This is a genomic window from Microbacterium sp. LWH7-1.2, from assembly GCF_038397755.1.
Classification (GTDB): domain Bacteria; phylum Actinomycetota; class Actinomycetes; order Actinomycetales; family Microbacteriaceae; genus Microbacterium.
Genome location: NZ_CP151637.1, coordinates 3331288 through 3357030, shown reverse-complemented (window position 1 = coordinate 3357030; position 25743 = coordinate 3331288). Strand labels below are relative to the sequence as shown.

The 25743-nt window shown below is 71.4% G+C and carries 22 protein-coding genes; 7 read left to right on the top strand and 15 right to left on the bottom strand.

All coding sequences use genetic code 11. The features are described 5' to 3' along the window. Positions 1–51: 51 nt before the first annotated feature. Entirely contained in the window at positions 52–3090 is a 3039-nt protein-coding gene (locus MRBLWH7_RS15555) for an ATPase (protein ID WP_341996060.1), read from the top strand. A gap of 61 nt (positions 3091–3151) precedes the next feature. Here MRBLWH7_RS15555 and MRBLWH7_RS15550 read toward each other — a convergent pair whose 3' ends face one another. The 3 genes from MRBLWH7_RS15550 to MRBLWH7_RS15540 form a co-directional block, all read right to left on the bottom strand. After that, complete coding sequence (locus MRBLWH7_RS15550) at positions 3152–4741, bottom strand: DUF222 domain-containing protein (RefSeq protein ID WP_341996058.1); 1590 nt, start codon at positions 4739–4741, stop codon at positions 3152–3154. Between the two features lie 178 nt (positions 4742–4919). Next, the gene (locus tag MRBLWH7_RS15545) at positions 4920–5741 is read right to left on the bottom strand and encodes an ABC transporter permease (RefSeq protein WP_341996056.1); all 822 of its coding nucleotides are present in this window, start codon (positions 5739–5741) and stop codon (positions 4920–4922) included. Then, the gene (locus tag MRBLWH7_RS15540) at positions 5738–6754 is read right to left on the bottom strand and encodes an ATP-binding cassette domain-containing protein (protein ID WP_341996054.1); all 1017 of its coding nucleotides are present in this window, start codon (positions 6752–6754) and stop codon (positions 5738–5740) included. Before MRBLWH7_RS15540 ends, MRBLWH7_RS15545 begins: the two co-directional genes overlap by 4 nt. 245 nt (positions 6755–6999) lie before the next feature. Between MRBLWH7_RS15540 and MRBLWH7_RS15535 the strand changes: the two genes are divergently transcribed. Next, entirely contained in the window at positions 7000–7467 is a 468-nt protein-coding gene (locus MRBLWH7_RS15535) for an NfeD family protein (protein ID WP_341996052.1), read from the top strand. A gap of 60 nt (positions 7468–7527) precedes the next feature. After that, entirely contained in the window at positions 7528–9042 is a 1515-nt protein-coding gene (locus MRBLWH7_RS15530; RefSeq protein WP_341996050.1) for an SPFH domain-containing protein, read from the top strand. A 205-nt stretch (positions 9043–9247) separates the two neighbouring features. On the opposite strand, the gene MRBLWH7_RS15525 is transcribed toward MRBLWH7_RS15530, so the two are convergent. Beyond that, the gene (locus MRBLWH7_RS15525) at positions 9248–10030 is read right to left on the bottom strand and encodes an SDR family oxidoreductase (protein WP_341996048.1); all 783 of its coding nucleotides are present in this window, start codon (positions 10028–10030) and stop codon (positions 9248–9250) included. Positions 10031–10092: 62 nt separating this feature from the next. Here MRBLWH7_RS15525 and MRBLWH7_RS15520 point away from each other — a divergent pair, with 62 nt between their 5' ends. Next, complete coding sequence (locus tag MRBLWH7_RS15520; RefSeq protein ID WP_341996046.1) at positions 10093–10683, top strand: TetR/AcrR family transcriptional regulator; 591 nt, start codon at positions 10093–10095, stop codon at positions 10681–10683. An 81-nt stretch (positions 10684–10764) separates the two neighbouring features. Here the strand turns inward: MRBLWH7_RS15520 and MRBLWH7_RS15515 are convergent, their stop codons facing one another. The 10 genes from MRBLWH7_RS15515 to MRBLWH7_RS15470 all read right to left on the bottom strand — a co-directional run bounded on the left by MRBLWH7_RS15515 (position 10765) and on the right by MRBLWH7_RS15470 (position 22280). Next, positions 10765–12150 carry a glycine--tRNA ligase gene (locus MRBLWH7_RS15515; RefSeq protein ID WP_341996044.1) on the bottom strand — a complete coding sequence of 462 codons (1386 nt, stop codon included), beginning with the start codon at positions 12148–12150 and terminating at the stop codon, positions 10765–10767. 69 nt (positions 12151–12219) lie between these two features. Continuing rightward, positions 12220–13260, bottom strand: coding sequence for a hypothetical protein (locus MRBLWH7_RS15510; protein ID WP_341996042.1), 1041 nt, complete (start codon positions 13258–13260; stop codon positions 12220–12222). Positions 13261–13271: 11 nt separating this feature from the next. After that, positions 13272–15131, bottom strand: coding sequence for a substrate-binding domain-containing protein (locus MRBLWH7_RS15505; RefSeq protein WP_341996040.1), 1860 nt, complete (start codon positions 15129–15131; stop codon positions 13272–13274). Positions 15132–15194: 63 nt separating this feature from the next. Continuing rightward, positions 15195–16532, bottom strand: coding sequence for an alpha-hydroxy-acid oxidizing protein (locus MRBLWH7_RS15500; RefSeq protein WP_341996038.1), 1338 nt, complete (start codon positions 16530–16532; stop codon positions 15195–15197). A gap of 84 nt (positions 16533–16616) precedes the next feature. Beyond that, positions 16617–18434: a glycoside hydrolase family 15 protein gene (locus MRBLWH7_RS15495; RefSeq protein WP_342002097.1), complete on the bottom strand. Its 1818-nt coding sequence runs from the start codon at positions 18432–18434 to the stop codon at positions 16617–16619. 75 nt (positions 18435–18509) lie between these two features. Continuing rightward, the gene (locus tag MRBLWH7_RS15490; RefSeq protein ID WP_341996036.1) at positions 18510–18887 is read right to left on the bottom strand and encodes a DUF4870 domain-containing protein; all 378 of its coding nucleotides are present in this window, start codon (positions 18885–18887) and stop codon (positions 18510–18512) included. Positions 18888–18949: 62 nt separating this feature from the next. Then, complete coding sequence (locus tag MRBLWH7_RS15485; protein ID WP_341996034.1) at positions 18950–19888, bottom strand: hypothetical protein; 939 nt, start codon at positions 19886–19888, stop codon at positions 18950–18952. 65 nt (positions 19889–19953) lie between these two features. Further along, positions 19954–21087, bottom strand: a complete 1134-nt coding sequence (gene menC, locus MRBLWH7_RS15480) for an o-succinylbenzoate synthase (protein WP_341996032.1) — start codon at positions 21085–21087, stop codon at positions 19954–19956. Between the two features lie 39 nt (positions 21088–21126). Continuing rightward, positions 21127–21291, bottom strand: coding sequence for a hypothetical protein (locus MRBLWH7_RS15475; RefSeq protein WP_341996028.1), 165 nt, complete (start codon positions 21289–21291; stop codon positions 21127–21129). A gap of 71 nt (positions 21292–21362) precedes the next feature. Then, positions 21363–22280, bottom strand: a complete 918-nt coding sequence (locus tag MRBLWH7_RS15470) for a cyclase family protein (protein ID WP_341996027.1) — start codon at positions 22278–22280, stop codon at positions 21363–21365. A gap of 161 nt (positions 22281–22441) precedes the next feature. On the opposite strand from MRBLWH7_RS15470, the gene MRBLWH7_RS15465 reads away from it, so the two are divergent. Both MRBLWH7_RS15465 and MRBLWH7_RS15460 read left to right on the top strand, forming a co-directional pair. Then, positions 22442–23248 carry an SDR family oxidoreductase gene (locus tag MRBLWH7_RS15465; protein ID WP_341996026.1) on the top strand — a complete coding sequence of 269 codons (807 nt, stop codon included), beginning with the start codon at positions 22442–22444 and terminating at the stop codon, positions 23246–23248. A 2-nt stretch (positions 23249–23250) separates the two neighbouring features. Further along, positions 23251–23454, top strand: coding sequence for a hypothetical protein (locus MRBLWH7_RS15460; protein WP_341996024.1), 204 nt, complete (start codon positions 23251–23253; stop codon positions 23452–23454). 1 nt (position 23455) lies between these two features. Here MRBLWH7_RS15460 and MRBLWH7_RS15455 read toward each other — a convergent pair whose 3' ends face one another. Next, a complete protein-coding gene (locus MRBLWH7_RS15455; RefSeq protein ID WP_341996022.1) occupies positions 23456–24169 on the bottom strand; it encodes a GNAT family N-acetyltransferase in 714 nt (237 codons plus the stop codon). A 207-nt stretch (positions 24170–24376) separates the two neighbouring features. On the opposite strand from MRBLWH7_RS15455, the gene MRBLWH7_RS15450 reads away from it, so the two are divergent. Next, positions 24377–25717, top strand: coding sequence for an MFS transporter (locus tag MRBLWH7_RS15450; RefSeq protein WP_342002095.1), 1341 nt, complete (start codon positions 24377–24379; stop codon positions 25715–25717). Positions 25718–25743: the final 26 nt, after the last annotated feature.

The following is a 25743-nucleotide window of genomic DNA, read 5'->3' as shown; positions in this document are numbered from 1 at the left end:
GCCCGGTCGCCCTTCCGGGCCGTCCGGGTCGTGAGTCCTAAGGTTGACCACGTGCGGCTGAGGTTCTTCGGAGGACTCGAGGCGGAGGCGGATGGCGCTCTGCTCGCGATCCGCGGGCGCGGTCAGGAGGCGCTGCTGTTCCGTCTCGCGCTCGACGCCGGAACGACGGTCGCGTATCGCTCGCTCGCCGAGGACGTCTGGCCCGACGACCTGCCCGAAGACCCGCGCGCCTCACTGCAGTCCCTGGCCTCGCGTCTGCGCCGGGGGCTGCCCGCCGGCACGCTCGAGGCAGTGCCGGGCGGGTATCGGCTGACGATCGCCCGCGACGACGTCGACCTCGCGAAGTTCCAGGACCTGGTCGCCCGCGCCCGGCGCGCGGCCGATCACGCGGCGGCCACCGCCGATGCGCGCACGGCGCTGGACCTCTGGCGCGGCGACCCCTGGACTCCCGGCGAGGGGTTCGACTGGGTCGTGCGCGACCTCCTCGAGGACCGCGCTCACGCCGAACGCATCCTCGCGGCGGCCGAGTCGGATGCCGAGGGAGCGGATGCTGCCGCCCCGGCCTCATCTCGTGACGCCGGCGGTGTGGTCGCCGCGGGTGCCGAAGCCTCCGTGCCGGCAGCCCTCACTCCCCTGATCGGGCGGCAGCGCGAGCTGCAGCTCATCCACGACCAGCTCCGCGAAGAGCGGCTGGTGACCCTGATCGGTCCGGGCGGCGCGGGCAAGACGACTCTCGCGTTCGAGACCGCGCGGCGCACGCCCGGGGCCATCGTCGTCGAGCTCGCACCTGCGGCGCCGGGCGAGGTGTGGGCGGCCGTCGCAGGAGCCGTGGGGCGCAGCATCCGTGTCGGTGAACTCGTCTCGACCAGCGCGCGCGACCGCGTCGCGGAGGCCCTCGCCGGCAGGACCCTGCTGGTTGTGTTCGACAACTGCGAGCATGTCTCGGCGGAGGCCGCGGACGTCGCCCTCGATGTGCTGCGCAGTGCTCCGGGATCGCGGATCCTCGCGACCAGCCGCGAACCGCTGGGGCTCGCGGGCGAGGCGTTCGTCGATCTCGGCCCGCTTCCCGACGTCGATGCGCGCGAGCTCTTCGCTCGGCGCGTGCGCGCGGCGCGAGGCACTCCGCCCGGCGTCGAGGAGGAAGCCGCCGTCGAGCGCATCGTGACGCGGTTGGACGGTCTTCCGCTCGCGCTGGAGCTCGCCGCGGCGAAGTCGCGGACGCTGACGATCGCCGAGATCGACAGCGGTCTCGACGACCGCTTCGCGCTCCTCGCGACCGGCCCGAAGGCGATCGAAGCGAGGCACCAGACGCTGCGCGCGCTCATCGACTGGAGCTGGGAGACGCTGACCGACGCGGAGCGCACCGCCCTGCGCGCCGCCGCCGTCTTCCCCGACGGCGTGGACGTGCGCGAAGTGGCGGCGATCGGAGACGCGTTCGACGTGGGTGCGGGGGCGTTCGACGCGCTCGTCGACAAGTCGCTGCTGCGGCGATCGGACCGGCGGCTTCGGATGCTCGAGACGGTGCGCGAGTACGGCCTCGACCGCCTGCGAAGCGAGGGCCGCGAGGCCGAGTTCCGGGCGGTGCAGGCGCGGGCGATGGCACGGCTGGCGGCGCGAGAGGATGCGCGGCTGCGCGGCCCGGAGGTGCGCGCCGCGCTCGCGTGGTTCGACGCGGACGAGGAGAACCTGAGCGCCGCGCTGCGCACCTGCGCCGACCAGCCCGGTATGGACGACGTCGGGGTGCAGCTCGTGCGCGCGTGCTTCTGGGCGTGGTTGATGCGCGAGCGCTTCGAGGATCTCCAGTCCGGCGTGATGCGGTTCGGCGAGGCGGCCGGGAGTCTGGACTCGGAGGCGGCCGTGGTGGTTCGTGCGATCGCCTTGCTCGGCGCGGCCTTGGCCCGGGACCGGGAGGACGGCGACGCCCCAGCGCGGCGGGAGCCGGCAGACGGCCCGGTCGAGGTGGGCGGGACTCCGTCCGGCGAGGTCGGCGAGGCCGGCGCCCCCGCAGCCGGCAGCGCCGACACGCGCCCGAGCGAGACGGCAGCCGCGGCGGTGGCGCGCTTCGAACGGGAGGTGCCCGCCGTGATCGAGGCTGCCGCCGTGCATCGCAGCGAACTCTCCGCCGCCCTGGAGCCGCTGCTGACGGCGATCCTCCTGGCGGTGCAGCACCATCGGCCCGGCACACCATGGTGGCGCGGTGTCGCGATCGGCGACGAGGGCCTCGAGGACGCTCCGGCGTGGACGCTCGCCTTCATCAGCATGCTGCGCTCGGCGATCGCGCAGAACGGCGGCGACAACGAGACACTCGGCGTCGAGAGCGAGAAGGCCGTCTCGATGTTCCGGGAGCTCGGCGACGTCTGGGGCACCGCGTTCGCGAGCCAGATGCGGTCGGAGTGGTTGCAGTTGGCGGGTCGACTGGACGAGGCCCTCGCGGTCGCCGACGCCTCGTCGGCGGGCCTGTCGGGCCTGACGTCGGTCACCGACCTCGTGCAGCAGCGCTCGCAGAGCATCGGGCTCCTGCTGCGGCTCGGGCGCATCGACGACGCGCGCGAGCGGCTGCGGGAGTCGCAGGAGCTCGCGCGCGCGAAGGATTCGCAGCGCGGTCTGGCCCAGACCGAGATGGACGCCGCGGCCATCGAGATCGCCGTCGGCGACGGGGCGGCGGCGCTGCACCACCTCAATGCCGTCGCCGCCGAGCTCGTGCCCTCCTTCCCCGACCAGCTGATCGCGTGGTCGGGCTCGCGCCGCGCGCAGGCCCTCCTCCTGCAAGGGCGCGACGACGAGGCGCGCGACGTGCTCGCGGAGGCATTGCCTGCGGCCGCACGCAGTGGCGACCACCCGATCGTCGCGGATGTGGCCGTGTCGATCGGCGGGTGGCTGGCCGCAGCCGGGCGGGATGCCGACGCCCGCCGCGCGCTCGTCGCCGCCGCGCGGTTGAGGGGCGGCGTCGACGCATCGGACCCGTTCCTGCGCGTGATGCGCGAGCGACTCGCGAACGATGTGCTCGTGCCCGGCAGGGCGACCCCCGTCGCCCCGCTTGATCGCGACGGCGACGACGACCCCGCCGTCCTTGCGTCGCTCCTCGGTTGATAGCCGTTTCCCGGTCGATCCCCGTGGGCTGACCCGTCGATCGGCACCGTCGGAGTCTTCATCAGAAGGGGGCTTCGCCGTCGGAGGGCGCGGCGAGGAGTCGGGTGTAGGCGGTGGAGGGGACGAATTGCACGCCGGCGACCGGTTTGTCGGGGTAGCGGCGTCGGGTGGGGCTGATCCATTCGAGGACGCCGTCGCCGAGTTGTCGGACCCGCCATGCGGTGGCGTGTTTGAGGGTGTGGTGTCGGCGGCAGAGGTGGGCGAGGTTGTCGTCGGCGGTTTCGCCGCCGAGGGCGCGGTCGATGGTGTGGTCGATGTCGGATCGTCTGGGTCGGTGGGGACAGCCGGGGAACCGGCAGTGTTGGTCGCGGGCGCGGAGGAAGCGTTTGAGTGCGGCGGTGGGCCGGTATCGGTCGACGGCCATGGGCAGTCCGTTGTGCGGGTGGTACATGACGCGGTCCCAGCCGGGCGCGCCGGCGGCGAGGGCGCGGGCGGTGTCGTGGTCGATCGGACCGTAGCCGGCGAGCAGGGCGGGTTCGTTGCTGCGGCCGGCGGCGGTCAGCACCGGGATGGTGATGTGCACTTCGGCGCGGATCGAAGCCAGCGTGTCGCCGCCGCCGTGCCCGGTGGGTGCGCCGGTGAGGATCAGGTCGGCGAAGATGTCGGCACGCAGCTCGTCCAGGGAGCGGGTATCGCCCTGCGGGCCGGTGGTCAGCTGCGCAGCGTGTCGAATCGCCGGCTCGGCCGGGTTGCCGTCGAATGTGCGCCTCCTGTCATCGACATGATCCGGCCCGCCCGCGTCGGTGGTGTCCTTCGGCGTGCTCGCGCCCGCGGCCTCGCTCGCGTCGGGCAGTGTCGCCGTGGCCGCGGCCGTCGCACTCGCCGCCAGTGCCTCCGCTGCCCGCGGCTGCGCGGCCGCCTCAACTGCGGCCGCTTCGGCAGCGTGTTCGGTTTCGGCCATCTGGGTGAGGCGGTCGCAGATCGCGTGGGCGAGCACCGCGGGCAGATCGGCGAGCAGTCGAGCCATGCCGTCGTCGAGGTCGACGACTCGGATCCGGCGCCCCCCGACCGCGCGGCGCCGCAGTTCCTCGGCCAGGTCGGGGTCGATGCGGCCGGCGACCACCCGGGCGATCGCGCGCAGCCGGTGCGGGGTCTCGAGCTCGGACGCCTCCAGCACGATGCGCTCGTACTGCTCCCGCATCACGGTGTCGGCGATCACTGCCCCGGCGTCGACGATCGCCGACGCGTGGGCCAGGTCGATGCGGCCCTGCGCCAATGCGTCGAACGTGGCGGCGAACGAGTCCCGCAACGTGCTGGCCGCCGACATCCGGGCCTGCACGGTGCGGTCGCTGAGCCGCATCGCAGCACCCAGCTCCGCCGAGATCTCCCGCAGCGGCAGATCATGCGGACCCTTGCGCCCCTTGTCTCGCCGCGCCTGCTCCCGGACGCGGACGATGTCGACGGCATCGGTGAGCAGCCGCGCCTCCGTCGCCTGCAACCGGGCGATCTGCGCCCGCGTGGTCTGCACCTCTGCGACCACCCGCTCCAGCGCACCCCAGGTCGCGTCGCCGGTGTCGACTGGCTGGCCCATGATGCTCCCGCTGCACAGCACCCCGAACGGGTGCGACGGAAGACCGAACGAAGTGGGCACGAGCTCGATCTCTTACCCGAAGCCTAGAACCACCCTCCGACATACGCCGCGGCCGCCCCAAGACGAGCAGCCGGATCGTCAGCCGCACGCCAGCGATCTCAGGGCCGGGGCAGCTTGCGCCGCCCCGGCCTCTCGAAGACCCCGGCCCGTTTTCACGGCCGCGGGACGCGGCATCCGTTCATGCCTTCCGCATGTACGCACGCACCGTGAGCGGCGCGAAGACGGCCACGATGACGGCCGCGCCGAGCAGTGCGGTGAAGACGTCTGCCGTCACCGTTCCCTCGTTGACAAGGCCACGCACCGCGGTCACGAGGTGCGAGACGGGGTTGGCCCCGACGAACCACTGCAGCCACTCGGGCATGGTCTCGGCCGGCACGAATGCGTTCGAGAGGAATGTCAGCGGGAAGAGGATGAGCATCGAGATGCCCTGCACGCTCGACGCGGTGCGGGCGATCACGCCGAAGAAGGCGAAGATCCAGCTCATCGCCCACGAGCACGCGATGACGAGCAGACCCGCCGCCACGACCCCGGCGAGCCCGCCGCCCGGGCGGAAGCCCATGATGAAACCCATCGTGAACGTGAGCGTCGTGGCGATCGTGTAGCGCAGGGTGTCGGCCAGCAGCGCGCCCGACAACGGCGCGATGCGCGCGATCGGCAACGAGCGGAAGCGGTCGAACACGCCCTTGTCCATGTCTTCGCGCAGCTGGACGCCCGTGACGACCGAGGTCGTGATCACCGTCTGCACGAGGATGCCCGGGATGATGATCGGCAGATAGTTCTGCACGTCGCCGGCGATCGCGCCGCCGAAGATGTACGTGAACATCAGGGTGAAGATGATGGGCTGCACGGTCACGTCGATCAGCTGCTCGGGCGTGCGCCGGATCTTCAGAATGCCGCGCCACGCCATGGTGAGCGTGTTGCGGGCGGTCAGCCCGAGCGTCGAGCGATTCGAGAGGTCGCGGTCAGCGACCGGGGTGATGCGTGTCGCGATGGCGGTCATGCGCGCACTCCTTCCAATTCGTCGGCCGTGGCGTGGGCGGCCTCGTCTTCTTCCGGCACGCCCTTGCCGGTGAGGGTGAGGAACACCTCGTCGAGCGTCGGCTGCTGCACGCTGAGCTCGTCGAGGTGCAGCTCCGACTCGCGGAATGCCACCAGCAGGTCGGCGACGCGGTCGGGGTCGCTCATGGGAACGGTGAGGCGCGCGGCCTCCGGCGACACGATGGCCGTCACGCCGAGCACGCGCGAGATCGCGCGCTGCGCCTCGGCGATGTCGGATCCGGCGCGCAGCCTCAGCAGCAGCGAGGCCTGACCGACCGATGCCTTGAGCTCGAGCGCCGTACCCTCCGCGACGACGGTGCCGCGGTCGATCACGGCGATCCGGTCGGCGAGCTGGTCGGCCTCGTCGAGGTACTGGGTGGTGAGAAGCACCGTGGACCCCGTGGCGACCAGACGACGGATGGTGTCCCACATCTGCCCGCGGGTGCGGGGGTCCAGACCCGTGGTCGGCTCGTCGAGGAAGATGAGCGGAGGCTGCGCGATGAGGGATGCGGCGAGGTCGAGGCGGCGGCGCATGCCGCCGGAGAATTTCGCCAGGGGCCGGGTGGCGGCCTCGGTGAGCGAGAACTCCTCGAGAAGCTCCGCGGCCTTGCGCTTCGCGTCGATGCGCGACAGGCCGAGCAGGCGACCGAAGATGACGAGGTTCTCGGTGGCCGAGAGGGTCTCGTCGACCGACGCGAACTGGCCGGTCAGACCGATGAGCTGGCGCACGATGTGCGGCTCGCGCACGACGTCGTAGCCGAAGATCTCGGCCTTGCCTGCGTCGGGGCGCAGGAGCGTCGCCAGCATGCTGATGGTGGTGGTCTTGCCGGCACCGTTGGGGCCGAGCACACCGTAGACGGTGCCGGCCTCGACGGTCAGATCGACGCCGTCGACCGCGCGGTTGGCGCCGAAGCTCTTCACGAGCCCTTCGGCACGGACCGCGGGGATGCGGGATGCGGAACTGGTGATGGTCATGGGATTCGCCTTTCGACGTCATCCAGAGTGCGCCGCGCGTGCTGTCACCGCCCTGTCGTGCGGGCGTCGCGGCTGTCACAGCGCTGTCATGGCGCTGTCGTGGCGAAGATGGGGAGACGGATGCTGCGACAGCACGCCCGCGGAGCGCGTTTTTCCACATCCGGCCAGAGAACTGGACACCGGGTCCCAACCGCTGGCTAGGGTGGGAGGATCCGCACGGCCCGCCCCTCGCCTGGAGACAGATCATGCTGCCGTTCCTCATCGTCGGAGGCGTCGGCCTCGCCGTCCTGCTGATCTCGCTGATCGTCGGCGACATCTTCGATCACTTCGACATCGGCGACGGCGCCATCTCGGGCACCGCGCTGGGCATCGCGGCCGTCGTGTTCGGGGCATCCGGCGCACTCACCACCACGAACGGACTCGACACCGTGTGGGCTTACGTCCTCGCCGCCGTGCTGGCGGTCCTCGCGTACGTCATCGCCGTCGTCTTCGTGAAGCGGCTCACCAAGAGCTCGGACGGCGTGCCCGCCTCGGCGCTCGGCCTGTCTGGCGTCACGCGCTCCACGGTCTCCCCGGCGGGCGGCGAGGTGAGCCTCGACGGACCCCACGAGGTCGAGCGACGCCTCGCATACTCAGACGACACCATCGCCGAGGGCGCGCGTATCCGCGTCATCGAGCACTCCGGCACCCGCGTCAAGGTCGTCGCGGAGTAGAACCCACCGCGTTCCGGGCCGGGAGCCCCGGGTCGCGGCATCCCACGAGAAAGGTCGTCCATGACGAACGAACTCATCCAAGTGATCGCCGCCGTCGCGCTCGTCGTCGCGGTGCTCGGGCTCATCACGTTCATCGCGCGGCGCATCCGCCGCGTTCCCCCGAACGAGGCGCTCGTCATCGTCGGCCGCGGGGCCGGACGCCCGGCGCCCGGCGAGACGGGCAGCGGCCAGCGCGTCGTGATCGGCGGCCGCACCTTCGTGTGGCCGATCCTGCAGCAAGGCTTCTCGATCTCGCTCGAGCAGCGCCAGATCGGGATCACCGTCGAGGGCGTCGACAAGAACCGCATCAAGATCGCGATCAAGGCGTCGATCAACTTCAAGGTCTCGGGCACGGAGGACGGCGTGCGGCGCGCGGCCCAGCGCTTCCTGTCGCAGCAGGACCTCCTGACCGAGATCATCAAGGAGTCGCTCGAGGGGTCGCTGCGCTCGATCGTGGGCGACATGACGATCGAGCAGATCATCTCGGACCGTAAGAGCCTCTCCGATCGCGTCGTCGCCGAGACCAAGGCCGACCTCGTCGAGCAGGGCCTGCAGGTCGACCTGCTCAACATCAGCGACATCTCGACGCCGGGCAGCGACTACCTCGCGAACCTCGGCCGCGCCGAGGCCGCGCGCGCCCGACAGGTCGCCGAGATCAGCGAGGCCGAAGCGTCGCGAGCCAGCGAGTTCGCGCGCATCGAGGCCTCCGAGCAGATCGCCGAGCGCCAGAAGGCCCTCGCCCTCAAGCAGGCCACGATCAAGGCCGAGACCGACCGCGCGAACGCCGAGGCGCAGGCGTCCGGTCAGCTGGCCACCGCCGAGCAGGACAAGCTCGTCGCCGTGCAGGAGCGCGAAGCCCTCACCGAGCAGGCGCTCGTGACGCAGGAGCGCCTCGACATCGAGATCCGCAAGCCCGCCGAGGCGCAGGCCTACGCCGAGGTGCAGCGCGCGAACGCGCAGCGCGACGCCGCGAATGCCGCCACCGAGGCCGACGCGTACAAGCGCACCAAGATCGCCGAGGCGAACAAGGTCGCCGCCGTGCAGGACGCCGAGGCCGCCGCGACGGCCGTTCGTGTGTCGGGCGAGGCCGAGCGCGACAAGCAGGTCGCCCTGGCGGCGGGTATCAAGGCCGAGGGTGAGGCCCGGGCGGCCGCGACCCAGGCCGAAGGTCTCGCCGAGGCCACGTCGATCGACGCGAAAGCGCTCGCGCTGCAGAAGTACGGCGAGGCCGCCCTCGCGCAGGAGATCATCTCGCGCCTGCCCGACATCGTGCGGGCGGCGGCCGAGCCGATCGCCTCGATCGACAAGCTCACCGTCGTCTCGACCGACGGCGCATCCGAGATGACGAAGACGGTCGGACGCGTGCTCGGCGAGGGCACCGAGGTCGTGAAGGGCCTCACCGGGCTCGACCTCAACACCATCCTGCAGGCCTTCGCGCTCAAGACCGCCGGGGCGGATGCCGTGGCCGCCGCCGACGGCGCAGGCACGGCGGCGAAGAACGCCGCGAAGGACGCCGCCGCCGCGATCGGCGGCTGACCCTCCCTTGTGAAGCGCCCGGCCCTGGAAGGGGCCGGGCGTTTCGCCGTACCTCCGCACGGCAGAGCCACTGCGCCGACCGTTTGCAGGACCGATCACCCGTACACGCCCGACAGCGCGCGGAAACCGCTCCCTGACGAGATCGGTCCTGCAAACGGTTCGGGACGGAGTGTGCGGTGAGGGAAGGATGCCGGCTGCCCGGCCATTACCCCAGGACGCGGCCGCTCACGGCGAGCGTGAGCCGTCGCGGCATCACCCGCGCTGCCCACGCGCTGAAGGCGTTGGCGCGGCCGGAGACGACGCTCGGCGGCACGTCGCCGCGATCGAGCCGGCGCAGGGTCAGCTCGACCACCTGCGCCGGCGTCTGGAAGCGCCCGACGGCGGCGTCGGCGCCGGTGATGTCGAAGAACTCGGTGCGGGTCGCACCCGGGCTCACCGCGATCACGCCCAGCCCCGAGCCCTTCGTCTCGTACGCGAGTGCCTCGGTGAAGCTCAGCACGAACGCCTTCGTCGCGCCGTACACCGCCATGTTGGGGCACGGCTGGTACGCGCCCGTGCTCGCGATGCCCACGAGCGCACCTCGCCCGTCGGCGATCATCTCGGGAAGCACCTCGCGGGTGATCGCGACGAGCGCCGCGACGTTGACCTGCACCATCTCGCCGATGCGCGACGCGTCGGCCTCGGCGAACGCACCTTTCATGCCGAAGCCGGCGTTGTTGACCAGCGTCTGCACGCGGATGCCCCGCTCGTCGAGTTCCCGCCGAAGCGCGGCCGCGGCATCCGGCCGCGTCAGGTCGAGGGCGACCGGCGTCGCCTGCACCCCGTGGTCACGGGTGAGCCGGTCCGCCAGATCGCGGAGCCGGTCCTCGCGGCGGGCGACGAGCACGACGTCGGCGCCGCGCGCGGCGAGCTGCGTCGCGTACTCGACGCCGAGTCCGGCGCTGGCGCCGGTGATGAGCGCGGTCGTGCCGCGGTAGTCTCTGGTCATGGCAGCCAATGTAGACACTGACAGCATTGTTGTCAATGCCAACATCGCGCTAGGGTGGGACCGTGACGGAGCGCACCTACCACCACGGCAATCTGCGGTCCGCTCTCCTGCAGCGCGCGTGGGACGTCGTCGACGAGGAGGGGGCCGCCGACGCCCTTTCGCTGCGCCAGCTCGCGCGCGACGTCGGCGTCAGCCACGGAGCATCCGCCCGCCACTTCCGCGACAAGGCGGCGCTGCTCGACGCTCTCGCCGCCCTGGGGTTCGCGCGCATGAACGCGGCGCTGACGGATGCCTCGACCCGGCCCGGACCCTTCTCCGAACGATTCGCGGCAGCCGGTCGGGCGTACGTCGGCTTCGCGGTGTCGCATCCGGCGGTGCTGGCCGTCATGTACTCCGCCAAGCATCACCCGCAGGCATCGGAAGAGCTCCGGACGCTCAGCCACATCGGCATGACGGGGCTGGTCTCCCTCGTCGCGGAGGGGCAGGAAGCCGGGGACGTCCGCGCCGGCCCGCCGGAACTGCACGCACTCGTCGCCTTCGCATCGGTGCACGGCGTCGCGACGCTCGCGACCGACGACCTGCTGAACGGCGTGCCGTGGGAGACCGCGGCCGACGCGGTCATCGACTTCGTGCGCAGCGGCCTCATGCCGTAGACCCGCAGTGCCGGGATTCAGGCAGACCGAAGCGACGGATGCCCCGACCCGGCCGGGTCGAGGCATCCGTTCTCCTGCGGTTCAGGCGCCCTTCAGGCGCTCCGCGAGGTAGTCGTGCAGGCCCTCGAGCGGGACGCGTTCCTGGCCCATGGTGTCGCGGTCGCGCACGGTGACGGCACGGTCGTCGAGCGAGTCGAAATCGACCGTGCCGCAGAAGGGCGTTCCGATCTCGTCCTGGCGGCGGTAGCGGCGGCCGATGGCGCCGGCATCGTCGAAGTCGATGTTCCAGTCACCGCGGAGCTGCTCCGCGACCTCGCGGGCGATCGGCGAGAGCTGCTCGTTGCGCGACAGCGGGAGCACCGCGACCTTGACCGGGGCAAGACGCGGGTCCAGCTTGAGCACGGTGCGGGTGTCGGTGCCGCCCTTCGCGTTCGGCGCCTCCTCCTCGTGGTACGCGTCGACGAGGAAGGCCATCATGGCCCGGGTGAGGCCGAAGGAGGGCTCGATGACGTACGGGATGTACTTCTCGCCCGACGCCTGGTCGAAGTAGGTCAGCGATTGGCCCGACGCCTCGGAGTGCGAGCCGAGGTCGTAGTCGGTGCGGTTGGCGACACCCATGAGCTCGCCCCACTCCTTGCCGGCGAAGCCGAAGCGGTACTCGAGGTCGATCGTGCCGTCGGAGTAGTGGGCGCGGTCCTCTTCGGGCACGTCGAACCGGCGCATGTTGTCGGGGTCGATGCCGAGGCCGACGAACCAGTCCCAGCACTCGTCGACCCAGTGCTCGAACCACTCCTGAGCCTCGGCCGGCGGCACGAAGTACTCGATCTCCATCTGCTCGAACTCACGCGTGCGGAAGATGAAGTTGCCGGGCGTGATCTCGTTGCGGAACGCCTTGCCGACCTGGCCGATGCCGAACGGGGGCTTCTTGCGGCTCGCGGTGAGCACGTTCGAGAAGTTCACGAAGATGCCCTGCGCCGTCTCGGGTCGCAGGAAGTACAGGCCCGACTCGTCGTCCACGACGCCGAGGTAGGTCTTGACCAGGCCCGAGAACGCCTTGGGCTCGGTGTACTGGCCCTTCGTGCCGCAGTTGGGGCAGGGGACGTCGGCGAGACCGTTCTCGGCCTTGCGCCCCTTGCGTGCCTCGAAGTCCTCGACGAGGTTGTCGGCGCGGAAGCGCTTGTGGCAGTGGAGGCACTCCACGAGCGGGTCCGTGAAGGTCGCGACGTGGCCGGACGCCTCCCACACGCGCTTGGGCAGGATGATCGACGAATCCAGGCCCACCATGTCGCCGCGGCCGCGGACGAACGTCTGCCACCACTGGCGGCGGATGTTCTCCTTGAGCTCCGTGCCGAGGGGGCCGTAGTCCCACGCCGACCGGGATCCGCCGTAGATCTCACCCGCCTGGAACACGAACCCGCGATGACGGGCGAGGGCGATGACTTTGTCGAGGCGAGACTGCTCGGCCACGGTGGCTCCAATGGTCGGGAGGGGATGCACGAGGGTGCGAGAAGCCGCTGACCGCGGCATCCGTCGATTCTAGTCGTCGTGCGGCGAGGGGCCGGCCTGGCCGTCAGCGCTCTTGAATGCGCGGTCCCACTCCTGCAGCTCCTTGCGGCGGCCGATGAGGCCGTCGAGCGAGACCTGGAAGTGGAGGCCGCGGCGGGCGTTCACCTGCTTGATGTTCTCGACGAGCTCCGTCGAGAACGACGTCAGGGCGGTGCGCACCTCGCGGACGCGGTCGACGGGGTCGTCCCACAGGTCGGGGTGCTGCAGGATGTCGAGCAGATAGTCGCGATCGAGCGCCGCGGTGAGCTTGCGCAGCGTCTCGCCGTACTCGACGGCGGCCGTGGCCCGCTGGCCCTCGTCGCCCTTGCGGTCGAGGCGGTCGAAGAGCTCGGTGGTGTTGTTCGCGACGGTCGCGATCTCGCCGGCCACCTTGGTGGCGTCGCGATTGCCGGATCCCCCGGCCGCCGCGTACTCGCCGCTCAGCACCCGCAGCCTTCCCACGAGCGGGCGCACGGTGTCGGGAAGCGGCGCGTGGTGGCCCGCCGTGCCGCGGCCGCGCCGCCGCCGCAGAACCGCCCACAGCGCGCCGCCGGCCGCGACGAGCGCGACGAGCCCCAGCGCACCGCCGACGACGAGGCCGCCGTCCACCCCGCCGCCCTGGGCCGCATCAACGGGCGTCGCGGCGACCACGCCCTCGACCGTCTGGAGGATCGCGCCCTCCAGCGAGTCGGCCGAGTGCTCCGCCTCGTTCGCGATGCGCAGGGCCTCGCCGGTCGGCTGGACGACCCGGGAGCCGGCGGACAGATCGTCGCCGACCGCGACGATGATCGTCTGGTAGCCGGGCAGCCCGGCCAGCTCCCGCACGATATCCATGCCCGTCGCCTCGAGCGCCGCGTTGTCGGAGAACACCGCGACCGCGATCGACTCGTCGGTCACCTCCTGCTCCAACGTCTGCCGCAGGGCGTCCGCCCCCTGCACCTCGTTCGAGACGTAGACGTTGCTGGTCGCGAGCGCCTCCTCCGCCTCGTCGACGTAGACGCCGGAGCCGTCGGCGGCGAAGGTCTGCAGCATCCGTCCGCCGTTCAGAAGTTGTTGATGACGGACGCGAACACGAGGTCGATCTTCGCGGCGTCGGACGCGTCGAACCACTGACCACCGGTGGCCTCGGCGATGCGCTGCAGTGCGCCGGTGTCGGCGCCCTCGCCGTACGCGATCGGGAAGATGCGGACAGGGGCGTCGTCGCCGCCCTCCTTCGAGGACGCGCCGATCTTCGCGACGAGCGAGTCGAGCGACATCTCGGAGTCGGTGTCCTGGCCGTCCGACAGGAGCACGATCGCGTTGATGCGGCCGGGCTGCGCGCGCGCCACCATCTCGTCGTAGGCCGCGGCGATCGCGTCGTACAGCGGCGTGCCGTCGCGGTGGGCGAAACGCAGGTCGTCGAGCGACGAGTCGACGGACTCGCGATCGGACGCCAGCGGCTCGACGTCGCGCAGCACGACGGTGTTCTGCCCCGCCTCGGACTCGACGCCGGTCGTGAAGGCCCAGACCCCGACTTCGTCCGACGAGCGGAAGTGGCCCAGAGTCGCCTGCGCACCCTCGATCGCGCCGTCGAGCTTCGAGCGGCCGTCCCCGATCGCCTCATCCATCGAGCCGGAGATGTCGATCACCTCGAGCACCGACGAGGGCTTGCGGATCTGCGTCCACTGGTCGATCGCGGCCGAGACCACGTCGACCGCGGGCTTCGGCAGCGTGACCGCGGGGCCGGCGGCATCGACCCCGTACTCGCCCGTGAAGAGGTCGCCCAGCGGCGCCGAGGCATCCAGCGGACGGAAGCCGTACTCGGGCAGGATCTTCTGCGCGGCGTCCGTCTGCAGGAAGGCGGCGAAGGCGGCACCGGCCTCGGCCTGCTCGGGCGTCACCCAGTCGGCGCCGAGGACGGTGATCGGGTTGTCGGACCACATCGAGCCGCCCGAGGGATACACCGCGACGAGCTTCTCTTTGGGCGGGGTCAGCGTCTCGCCCGGCTGCACCGTGTGCGAGTCGGGGTTGCCCTGGTTGTAGTTGAGCAGCGAGGTCTCCTCCAGCGCGACCGCAGAGACGTAGCCCGAGCCGCCGGCGCCGTTCTGCGTCTCGTCGTAAAGCCGCGTCAGCACCTTGCCGGTGGTGTCGCCGTAGTGGATGACGCACTCCTCGAACACGCGCGAGAACTCCGCGGCGGCCGCGACGTCGCCGGCGGTGAGATCAGCGGTCTTGCCGGATGCCTCGTACGACTGCATCAGGATCGCCGAGAGCCCGGTCGTCGACGTGTTGGGGTTCGTCTTCGAGATCTTGAACGAGCCCCACAGCGGCTTGCCGACGCTCGCCCAGCCCTCCGGATCCTGGCAGAGCGCCTCGAAGTCGGCGATGCCGATCGGCGACGTCGGATAGCCGAGCGCCTTCGCCATCGTCTCGGGAACGCCGAAGACGACCGGCGTGTGGGTGAACGATTCGGGCTCGCCGACGAGGGAAGCGGATGCTGCGGCCGCGACCCGATCGGTCCAGACCGTCGACGCGGGCGACCACATCGTCGGCCAGCGGCGCGTGTCGTCGTCGGGCCAGTCGCCGCCCGCCGTGAGGAAGCGGGTCGCGTCGCCCGACGAGACGTTGATCGGGTGCACCGTCGCACACTCGGCGAGCTCAGCGTGCTGGGACGACTCCTTGAAGGCGTCGGCCAGCGCGTCGAGCATGTTGACCTTCTCGGACGAGGTCGCGACGACGACGCTCGTGCAGCCGTCGTCGGCGAAGTCGCCGTCGCCCAGTCCCTCGGTCACGGGGTCGGCTCCGAAGCATCCGGTCAGCGCGATCGCCGAGGCGATCAGCACCGCCGCACCGGCGTAGAGACGCGGTCGAGTCCGGGCGAGGGACGAGCGGTCGGCGGACGAACGCCGGGTTCGTGCGGGCATGGCAGAAGCCTAAGGCTCAGCGGTCGGCGCGCACAGACGCCGGGAACCTTCCCCGGCGCGGGATCAGGCGGAACGCAGGGCGTCGCGCCCCACGTCGACGATCGAACTGTGGCCCGACAGCCCCAGCGTGATGTCGAGCTCGGCGAGCACGTTGCGCACCACCTCGCGCACGCCGGTCTCGCCGGCGATGCGCAGGCCGTAGGAGTAGGGGCGCCCGAGCGCGACCGCGGTCGCGCCGAGCGCGAGCGCGATGAACACGTCGGAGCCCTGCCGCACGCCGGAATCGAACACGATCGGCACGCGCCCGGCGACGCGCTCGGCGATCGTGGGCAGCATCTCGAGGGTCGGCACGGACTGGTCGATCTGGCGTCCGCCGTGGTTCGAGATCCAGATGCCGTCGGCGCCGGCGTCGAGGGCGCGGATCGCGTCGTCGGGATGGACGATGCCCTTCAGGATGATCGGCAGCGACGTCCACTGCCGCGCCTTCGCGAGGTCGTCCCAGGTGAGCGTGGGAGTCGAGAACACGTCGAGGAACGTCTCCACCGCCGCGCGCGGCAGCGGTGAGCGCAGGTTCTCGCGCACGCTGCTCGTGCCCGTGAGCACCGCGCCCTTGCGCGCGATGCGGACCCCGGCGGCCACGGCTTTCGGGGTGACCTTGACGGGCGGTGCAGCGTCGGCAGCAGCATCCGTCCCCCGCGACCGCTCGCGCACCAGCTGCTGGAAGACGGGGTCGCTCGTGTACTGCGCGATACCCATGGCGCGGGTGAACGGCAGGTAGGCGAGGTCGAGATCGCGCGTGCGCCAGCCGAGCAGGTGCGTGTCGAGCGTCACGACGACGGCTTCGCACCCGGATGCCTCGGCGCGCCGCAGCAGGGAGGCGTTCAGCTCGTCGGAGGCCGACCAGTAGAGCTGGAACAGCCGTGATCCGTCGGGACCCGCCGCGGCGACCTCCTCCATCGGGAAGGACGCCTGGTTCGACAGCGTGTACGGAACGCCGAGGGAGGCCGCGGCCCGCGCCACCGCGAGGTCGGCGTCGGCGTGGGCAATCTCCATGACCCCGAGCGGGGCGAGCAGGAGCGGGGTCGGCCGCCGCGCGCCGAGGAAGTCGATCGACAGGTCGCGCCACGACACGTCCCGCAGCGGCCGCGGCCACACCTGCCACCGGCCGAAGGCGGCGCGGTTCGCGGCGACGGTGCGCTCGGCGCCCGCTCCCCCGGCGATGTAGGCGAACGCCTCGGCGCTCAGCGCCTTGCGCGCCGCGGTTTCGAGGGCGTCGGTGTCGACGGGCACACGAGGCCGGGTGCCGCTGATGCCGGCGCGGTAGATGTCGGACTGCGTCCGGCGCGAGATGCCGCGCGACGCCGCGACGGGGTCTTCGGGAGCGGCGCTACTGTGAGCCATGGCGCCAGCCTAACCAGGGTGCTCCGCGGGCTCTGCGCGGATACACGAAGGTGCGGATGCCACGAATCGCGGCATCCGTCGATGTCAAAGATCGAGCAGCCGGTCCAGGTTCACCGCCGCGTTGATGAGCGACAGGTGACTGAAGGCCTGGGGGAAGTTGCCGAGCTGCTCGCCGGTCAGCCCGATCTCTTCGGCGTAGAGGCCGAGGTGATTGGCGTAGGTGAGCATCTTCTCGAAGGTGAGCTGCGCCTCCTCCGTGCGGCCGGTGCGCGCGAGCGCGTCGACGTACCAGAACGAGCAGAGCGTGAAGGTGCCCTCCGAGCCGCGCAGCCCGTCGGGCGATGCGGCCGGGTTGTAGCGGTAGACGAGGCTGTCCGACACCAGCTCCTGCTCCATCGCCCGCAGCGTCGAGAGCCACATCGGGTCGCGTGACGAGATGACGCCCATGACGGGCATCAGGAGGTTCGCGGCGTCGAGCACGGCGCTCCCGTCGTACTGCACGAACGCTCCGCGTTCCGCATCCCACGACGTCGTCATGAGCCGGCGGTAGATCTCGTCGCGCTGGTCCCGCCAGCGGACGATGTCGGCCGGCCGGCCTCCCGATTCGGCGAGACGGATGCCGCGGTCCAGGGCCGTCCAGCACATGAAGCGGCCGAACGTGAACTTCTGGCGGCCGCCCCGCGTCTCCCAGACCCCTTCCTCGGGAGTGTCCCAGTGGTCGCAGACCCAGTCGAGCATGCGGCCCACCTCGGTCCAGCCGACATGGGTGAGCTGGAAGCCCTGGTCGACCGCGCGATGGATCGAATCCATCGCCTCTCCATAGATGTCCAGCTGCAGCTGGTCAGCTGCGCCGTTGCCGATGCGCACGGGCGCGGAGTCGCGATAGCCGCTCCAGCCCGGCAGGGTCGACTCGTCGAGGTCGGACGACCCGTCGACGCGGTACATGATCTTCAGGGGCCCCGACTCGTTGCCGGCGCTCTCCTGCACGCGGGCGAGGAGCCACTGCCCGAACGCCTCGGCCTCTTCGACGTAGCCGAGCCCCAGCAGGGCATGCACCGAGAACGAGGCATCGCGGATCCACGTGTAGCGGTAGTCCCAGTTGCGCTCTCCGCCGACCTGCTCGGGGAGACCGGCCGTCGGCGCCGCGACCATCGCTCCCGAGGGGGCGTAGGTCAGGAGCTTGAGCGTGATCGCGGAGCGGTTCACCATCTCGCGCCAGCGTCCGCGGTACGTCGACCGTGCCACCCAGTCGCGCCAGTACCGCTGGGTGTCGAGGAGCATCGCCTCGAGATCCTCGACCGGGACGCGGGTGGGCGCCGCGCCGCCGGTCTCGAGCAGCACGCCGGTGCGCTCACCCGCGTGGAGCATGCCACGCACTCGCAGCCCGCCCTCGACGAGCTCGATCGTTCCGGCCTGCCCGTCTCCGCGGCGCACGACGTCGCCGATCCGGTGCACGGTCAGGGACTGCCCGCCGCCCGTGAACACGACGCCGTCGCCGGGCGCCGGTGCAATGCCGGTCTGCGTGGCCGTACCGTACTCGAACGCCGGCCGGATGTCGCCGACGAACGCCATCGAGCCGCGGACCACGCGGATCAGCCGCGCGATCCGGTGACGGTCCGTCGGCTCATGCCCGGCGATCGGCATGAAGTCGATGACCTCGCCGACGCCCGCCTCGGTCATGTAGCGCGTGAGGAGGATCGCGGTGTCGGGCAGGTACAGCTGGCGCGTGACGTATTCGTCGGTGTCGGGTCGCACGCGGCAGTGCCCGCCCCGCTCGGCGTCCAGCAGCGAGCCGAAGATGCTGGGCGAGTCGAAGCGCGGGGCGCAGAACCAGTCGATCGTGCCCTCGGTGTCGATGAGCGCGGCGGTCTGCAGGTCGCCGATCACTCCGTGGTTCGAGATGTCGGGTAATCGCCCATCGGCCTGCTTCCTCGGTCGACCTCGCGCCGTGCCGCGGCTCTTCTGATCCCGCCCGGGTCAGCTCAGGAACCTGATGGTGAGCGGGTACGTGTACCACTCGCCACGATTCGCCTTCACCGCCGCGACGATGCAGAGGACGATGTTCAGGATGTATGCGGCGATGAGGATGAAGATGCCGATCAAGACGATGCTCAGCACCGCCCCCACGACATAGGCGATGACCAGCGTGAGCTGGAAGTTCAGCGCCGTCGCGGTGTGGGCACGGACGAAGGGGCCACGATCCTTCAGCACGAGGTAGCCGACGAGCGGCGCGAGGAAGCCGAAGAACAGCCCTCCGAGGTGCACAAGGGTCGCCCACAGCTTTTCATCGGCGGGTGCCATCGGCTGCGGCTGGGCTGCGGCGCCGTACGGGTACTGCGGTGGAGGGGTCGTCATGGCGTCAGCCTAGTGGCGCCGCCGCGGAGGTGAGAGGGGGTTCTCCCCCGTGTTCCCGCGGGTCAGCCGCCGAAGCCGCACCAGGCGGCGACCCACGTCAGGATGCGGCCTCGCATCTCCTCGCCGACGAACAGCTCGACTTCGCCGGACTCGCCCTCCAGCTCGACGACCAGATCGAAGATCGTGCCGCGCTTGTCCTCCTGGACGGCGTGCGGGTCGCACCGAAGCGGCACGATCGGGATCTGCACCACGATCGGCTCGGCGTCGCCCTCGGCGACCTCGATGCCGAGCGGGCGGACCTCCTCGGAGGCTGCCCCGGCGAAGTCGATGAGGTTCGTGCGTCCGATGCCCGCGATCGTCACCGCCCCGTCACCCGTCGGACTGACCGTGAGCTCCAGCGCCGCAGGCGCGCCGGGGGCGGATGGCTCGAAGCCGGTGAAGGTGAGGGAGGCGGCATCCGTCACCCGCTCGAGCAGGCACTCGCGGGCATGCAGCTCGGCGATGAAGCCGAGGGGGTCGGGAGCGGATGCCGCCACCTCGGTTGCCGCGGAGTCCCGGGTCACCTCGAGCACGATGTGGGCCTCGCCGTCGTCGGGCGCCGTGCAGTCGACGGGCGGCAGCTGCACGCGGATGTCGACGCTGCCCCCGGGCGACACGGTGCTGACCCGGTCGGCGATCACCCGCACCGCGGCGCCGTCGAACCGGTCGTCCTCGACGCGGACCGCCCCCACGGTGAGGGGCGCGTCCCCCTCGTTCACCAGATGCACCTGAGCCTGCCGACCCGCCACATCGGAACGCAGCTGCTGGAGCTCGACGGCGACCCCGGCCGGCAGCGTGGCGACGGGCTCGGGGACCTCGGGGGCGGCCGACGCGCAGCCGGTCAAGGCCAGCAGCGCCAGGCTCGCCCCGAGCGCCCTGCCGCGTCCGGCGCAGGCCGCGCGGGAGACCGTTCGCAGGACCGACTGACGCTTCGACCTCGCGCATGCGGCGGGTCGCCGCATCCAGCCACCGTCGATCCTGAGAACGGTCCGCGCTCGGGAAGGGACGGGCATGGGCGGGCGCGGGCTCAGCGGGTCAGCGTCTCGCGGACGACGGTGAAGTCCTCGAGCGCGACCGGGTCGATGTCGACACCGAGGCCGTGGCCGATCGGCACGCGCACGTGGCCGTCTTCGAGCACCGCCGGCTCGGTCACGATGTCGCGGGTGTAGAAGCGAGCCGACGCCGACACGTCGCCCGGCAGCGTGAAGCCGGGCAGTGCCGCGAGGGCCGCGTTCGCCGCGCGGCCGATGCCCGTCTCGAGCATGCCGCCGCACCACACCGGCACGCCGGCCGCGAGGCACCGGTCGTGGATCTTGACCGCCTCGACGTACCCGCCGACCCGGCCCGCCTTGATGTTGATGACGGATGCCGAGCCCAGCGCGAGCGCGTCGGCCGCCGCCTTGTCGGACACGATGGACTCGTCGAGGCAGACGGGGGTGCGGAGTCGCCGAGCCAGCGTCGCGTGGTCGACGAGATCGTCCTCCTGCAGCGGCTGCTCGATGAGGAGCAGGTCGAAGCGGTCGAGCTCGGCCAGGGTGTCGGCATCCGCCATCGTGAAGGCGGAGTTCGCGTCCACCTGCAGCGGGATCGCACCGAAGGCGTCGCGCACCGCCGCCGTGTCGCCGACGTCGCGACCGGGCTTGATCTTGATCTTGATGCGCACGTAGCCCTCGTCGAGGTAACCGCGCACGGTCTCGACGAGAGCCGCGGGGTCGCGCTGGATGCCGACCGACACCCCGCTCGGCACGCGGTCGCGCACCGCCCCCGCGTACTCGCCGAAGCTGCGGCCCTCCGCACGGAGGGCGGCGTCGAGCACGGCGAGCTCGAGTCCGGCCTTGGCCATGCGATGGCCCTTGAAGGGCTCGAGCACGCCCGCGACCTCCTCGGGGGCGAGCCGCTCCCGGTCGAGGAGGGCGGGCGCGAGGAAGCGCAACGCGACATCCCATGCGCCCTGCGTGTACTCGCTCGAGTAGAGCGGATCGGCCTGCGTCACGATCTCGCCCCAGCCCTCACCGTCGGCGGTGAGCGCCCGCACCACGATGACCTCACGCACCGTCTCGGTGCCGAACGACGTCGTGAACGGGGCGACGAGCGGCAGGTGCAGCACTCGCAGCTCGAATCCTTCGAGGGTGACGGATGCCGACGGCCGGGCGATGGGCATGCGCTCAGCGTACGCCCGGCCGGCGACGGAGCGAGGCGGTCAGTGCGCGAAGCGAGCCGTCGCGGCGTCGCGGAGCACCGGGACGTACGTCGACCGGGCGACCCGCGGCCGTCGGCTTCGTGGTTCGATGGGCGCCGCGTGGTGCGCCGTTGCCCGCATCGCGTCGCCCAGGGCGACGATCAGGGTCTCGATGTGCTCGCGCATGATTCCTCCTCGTTCCCCTGAGAAGAGCCCGCGGTGCCGCCGGTGATACCTGCGCCGTGCGGCGGCCGACGTCAGGCGGGGAGCTCGGCGAAGGCGCGCACCGGGAACGTGCCGAATCCCTCGACCGCCGGCGGGGCGGCGGTGAACCGGGCGCCGCGCGGCGGCAGGGATCCGAGGTTCGTCAGGTGCTCCACGACGTGCACGCCCGCCCCGAGCAGCAGCGAGTGCGCCGGCCGCTCGCCGCCGGACTCGGTGTCATCGATGTTCACCGAGTCGATGCCGACGAGCACCACGCCGGCGTCGATGAGCCACTGCGCGGCCTCGCCCGTCAGGAACGGCGCGCCGACGCCGTACTCGGGCTGCCCGAACCAGCGGTCCCACCCGGTGTGCAGCAGGACGGCCGCGCCGCGCACGTCGCGATCGGCGAGCGTGGCGGAACGGATGCCTCGGCGCGAGGTGTCCCACGCGTCCTCGAGGTGGAACACCTCGGCGCGTAGGCCCACGAGCGACGAGAGGTCGAGGCCCGCCAGGTCACTGCCGTCGGCGTACCGGTGGAACGGCGAGTCGAGGTAGGTGCCGGTGTTCCCGATCATGTGGATGACGTCCATCGCGAACTCCGTGCCCGGGGCGTACCGGGCGCGGGAGTCCTCGCGGGTGAGGTGCGGCGTGATGGTCGGCGCGGGAAGGCCGGGGTACGTCACGAGCCCGGCGCGGATGGGGTGGCTGAGATCGACCACGCGCGTCGCGCCGGTCGCCGAGGACGCGGCATCCACTCCCCTGCTGCCACGGTGCGGCTCCTCGACGATGCGGAGACCCCGCAGCTCCACCTCGTCGACGAGCGCCAGCCCGAGGTGGGTGATCAACAGGCGGGCGACCTCGTCCTCCGTCGCGTCGGCGGCGGGAAGGTCGAGGCGGAAGCCCGTGCCGGCGAGGCCGCCGCCGTTGGCGAAGCGGATGTCGAAGTCGAAGTGGGCGCGGTACTCGGGCATGCGGTCAGCGTAGGGGCGCAGCATCCGTCGCCTGCGGGATGATCCGCACAATGGCAGGTGATCCGTGCGACTCGGCAGGAATGCTGCGCGGGCGCTTAGGCGGTCGGCCGGGGAATGGCAACCCCGTCGGCCGTTCGCGGCCCCGTCCGTAGCGTCGGGGCATGGACACCTTCGACTTCACCCCGAGACGCGCGATCGTGACCGCCGCGGACTCTGGCATCGGACAGGCGACCGCCCTCGCCCTCGCCGATGCAGGCCTCGACGTCGGCATCACCTGGCACAGCGACGAGGGGGGCGCGCAGCAGACCGCCGACGCCGTCCGCGAGCGTGGACGCAACGCCGAGGTGACGCGCTTCGACGCCACCGCGCTCGACGAGGTCGGCGGCGTCGTCGACGACCTCGCCGAGCGTCTCGGCGGCCTCGACGTGTTCGTCAACAACGCCGGCGGCGGAGCCGGCGGGCCGTTCCTCGACGTGTCGATCGAGGACTGGCGCGGGATCATCGCGCTGAACCTGGACGGCGCCTTCGCCGGGCTCCAGGCGGCGGCCCGCCACATGGTCAGCGCGGGCCGGGGCGGGCGGCTCATCGCGATCACGAGCGTGCACGAGACGCAGCCGCGCGTCGGGTCTGCGGCCTACGTCGCCGCCAAGCACGGGCTCGGCGGTCTCGTCGAGACGATGGCGCAGGAGCTCGGCGAGCACGCGATCACGGTGAACGCGGTCGCCCCCGGCGAGATCGCGACTCCCCTGACGAACCAGGAATCCGAAGACGCGGAGCGCACGCATCGGCCGGGCATACCGCTCGGACGCCCCGGCAAGCCCGAGGAGATCGCGGCCGTCGTCGCCTTCCTCGCCTCGCCGGCCGCCAGCTACGTCACCGGCGCGAGCTGGAGCGTCGACGGCGGCATGCTGCTGATGGGCCCGCAGGCGGGCTCGCACCTGAAGAGCGACGAGTGGCGGAAGGGATGAGGATGGACCGCGAGAACGAGACCGACAGCACCGGCATGACCGACGAGGAGAAGCGGCGCGATCAGCTGACCTCGGCGCCGAACTCCGTGGAGTCCGACGCGGAACCGCGCATCGATGTCACACATCGTGACGGGGTCACCCGCATCGACATCCGCGACGACGCCGACGTGCGGCCGGGCGATCCCACCCGCGACCCGGAGGAGTAGGTCAGGGGCGGACCAGCAGGTACCCGCGCGCGTCGTCGAAGCCGCCGACGACGAGGCCGTCGGCGAGGTGCCCGACGAGCTGCTCGCGCACGCGCGCGCGCCAGACCGCAGCATCCACCGGCGTCTCACTGCGGAGGGTCTCGATATCGTGCGGGATCTCGACCGACGCGACCACCCGCGCGTCGTCGGGGGTGGGCGCCGGCGGCGCGGCGAGCGCCCACGACACCATGATGCGGTCGGTTTCATCCCCGCGGTTGACGCCGTCGTCCATGGGCCCGTAGTGGTTGACGAGGTACTCGGTGACCCGGGTGCCGAGCACGCGCAGATTGAAGTGGGCGTTGCGGGCGACGAGGGGGTCGAAGGTCCACGTGATGTGGCCCACGCCTCGGGCGAGCGCCCACTCCTGCTGATGCCGTTTCAGGACCCGGCCGAGTCCCTGCGACTGGTGGTCGGAGAGCACGCCGGTGATGTGGCTGTGCATCGAGCGTGCCGCGGGCTCCGCGAAGAACGCGACGGATGCTCCGACCATGCGGTCCTCGTCGTACAGGCCGACCGCGTAGTTGCCGGCGTGGGCGAGCGCACGCAGCAGGTTCGGCGGCATCCCGCCCCGGTCCCCGCCCCATACCTCGGAGAGCACGGCCGAGGCGCGGTGGACCTCCTCGACGGTGTCGAGGAAGCGGATGTCGATGCCGGGCGGCGTCGCGGTCTCGGCCATGTGCTCACGGTACTCCGCCGGCCACGTCCCTTTCACCGCGATCACGCATGGTCGGGGACGCGGGACGCGCGGAGCCGGGTGCGTGCAGCCCCGATAGCCTGAACCGATGGGTACGGGTGGCGAGGACGCGAGACGAAGACTCACCCGGATGCCTCGCCGGGCGCCATCGTCGCGGTGCTGGCGATCGCGGGTCTCGCGTCGTCGTTCATGTTCACGCTGGTCGTGCCGATCCAGTCGAAGCTGCCGGAGCTGCTGAACGCCAGCCGCGACGACACCGCGTGGGTCGTCACATCGACCCTCCTGGCGGCCGCCGTGATGACGCCGATCGCCGGACGCCTCGGCGACATGTACGGCAAGCGGCGCATCGTGCTCGTGCTGCTCGCCCTGCTGGTCGCGGGATCGGTGATCGCCGCGGCATCCACCGGCATCATCGGCGTGATCGTGGGACGGACGCTGCAGGGTGCCGTGACCGGCGTGATCCCGCTCGGCATCTCGATCCTCCGCGACGTGCTGCACGAGGACAGGGTCGACTCGGCCATCGCCCTCATCAGCGCGACACTCGGCGTGGGCGGGGCGCTCGGGCTGCCCGTCAGCGCGTTCATCACCGAGCGCAGCGACTGGCACGTGCTGTTCTGGGCGTCGGCGGCACTCGGCGCGGTCGTGTTCGCGCTCGTGCTGTGGATCGTGCCGGTGAGCGCCCTGCGCACAGGCGGGAAGTTCGACTACGTCGGAACCCTCGGACTCGCGGTCGGCCTCGTCGGCGTGCTGCTCGCGGTGTCGCGCGGCAACGAGTGGGGCTGGACCTCCCCCGCCGTGCTCGCCTGCGGCCTCGGCGGCGTCGCCGTGCTGCTGTTGTGGGGCTGGTACGAGCTGCGCATCGCCGATCCGCTCCTCGACCTCCGCGTCGCGGCGCGCCGGCCGGTGCTGCTCACCAACCTCGCGTCGATCGCGTTCGGCTTCTCGCTGTTCGCGTCGAACGTGATCTACCCCCAGATGCTCGAGCTGCCGATCGCGGCCGGCGGATTCGGTCTGTCGCTCGTGGCAGCGAGCCTCATCGTGATGCCGGCAGGCCTCGTGATGATGGTGCTCTCGCCGTTCTCTGGCCGGCTCGCGCGCACGGTCGGACCCCAGCTGCTCCTCGTGGTGGGTGCCGTGGCGCTCGTCGTCACCTACGGCTTCACGCTCCTGTTCGCGAGCGAGGTGTGGCAGATCCTCGTGGCGAACATCGGCATCGGGTTCGGCATCGGTTTCGGCTACGCCGCGATGCCGATGCTCATCATGCGCTCGGTGCCGCAGTCCGAGACCGGCGCGTCGAACGGCCTCAACGCGCTGTTCCGCTCGCTCGGCACGAGCACCGCCGCGGCCGTCGTCGGCGCGGTCCTGGCGACCTTCGCGGTCGAGATCGACGGGGTGCCCGTTCCCGAGCCGGCGGCGTTCCACATCTCGTTCCTCCTCGGGGGAGGCGCCGCCCTCGTCGCGCTGCTCGTCGCCCTCTTCATCCCGCGCCATCACGCACCCGAGGAGCGGCATCCGTCCCTCCCGGAGTGAACGACCGCTGCAGGCTCGCCGAGTCC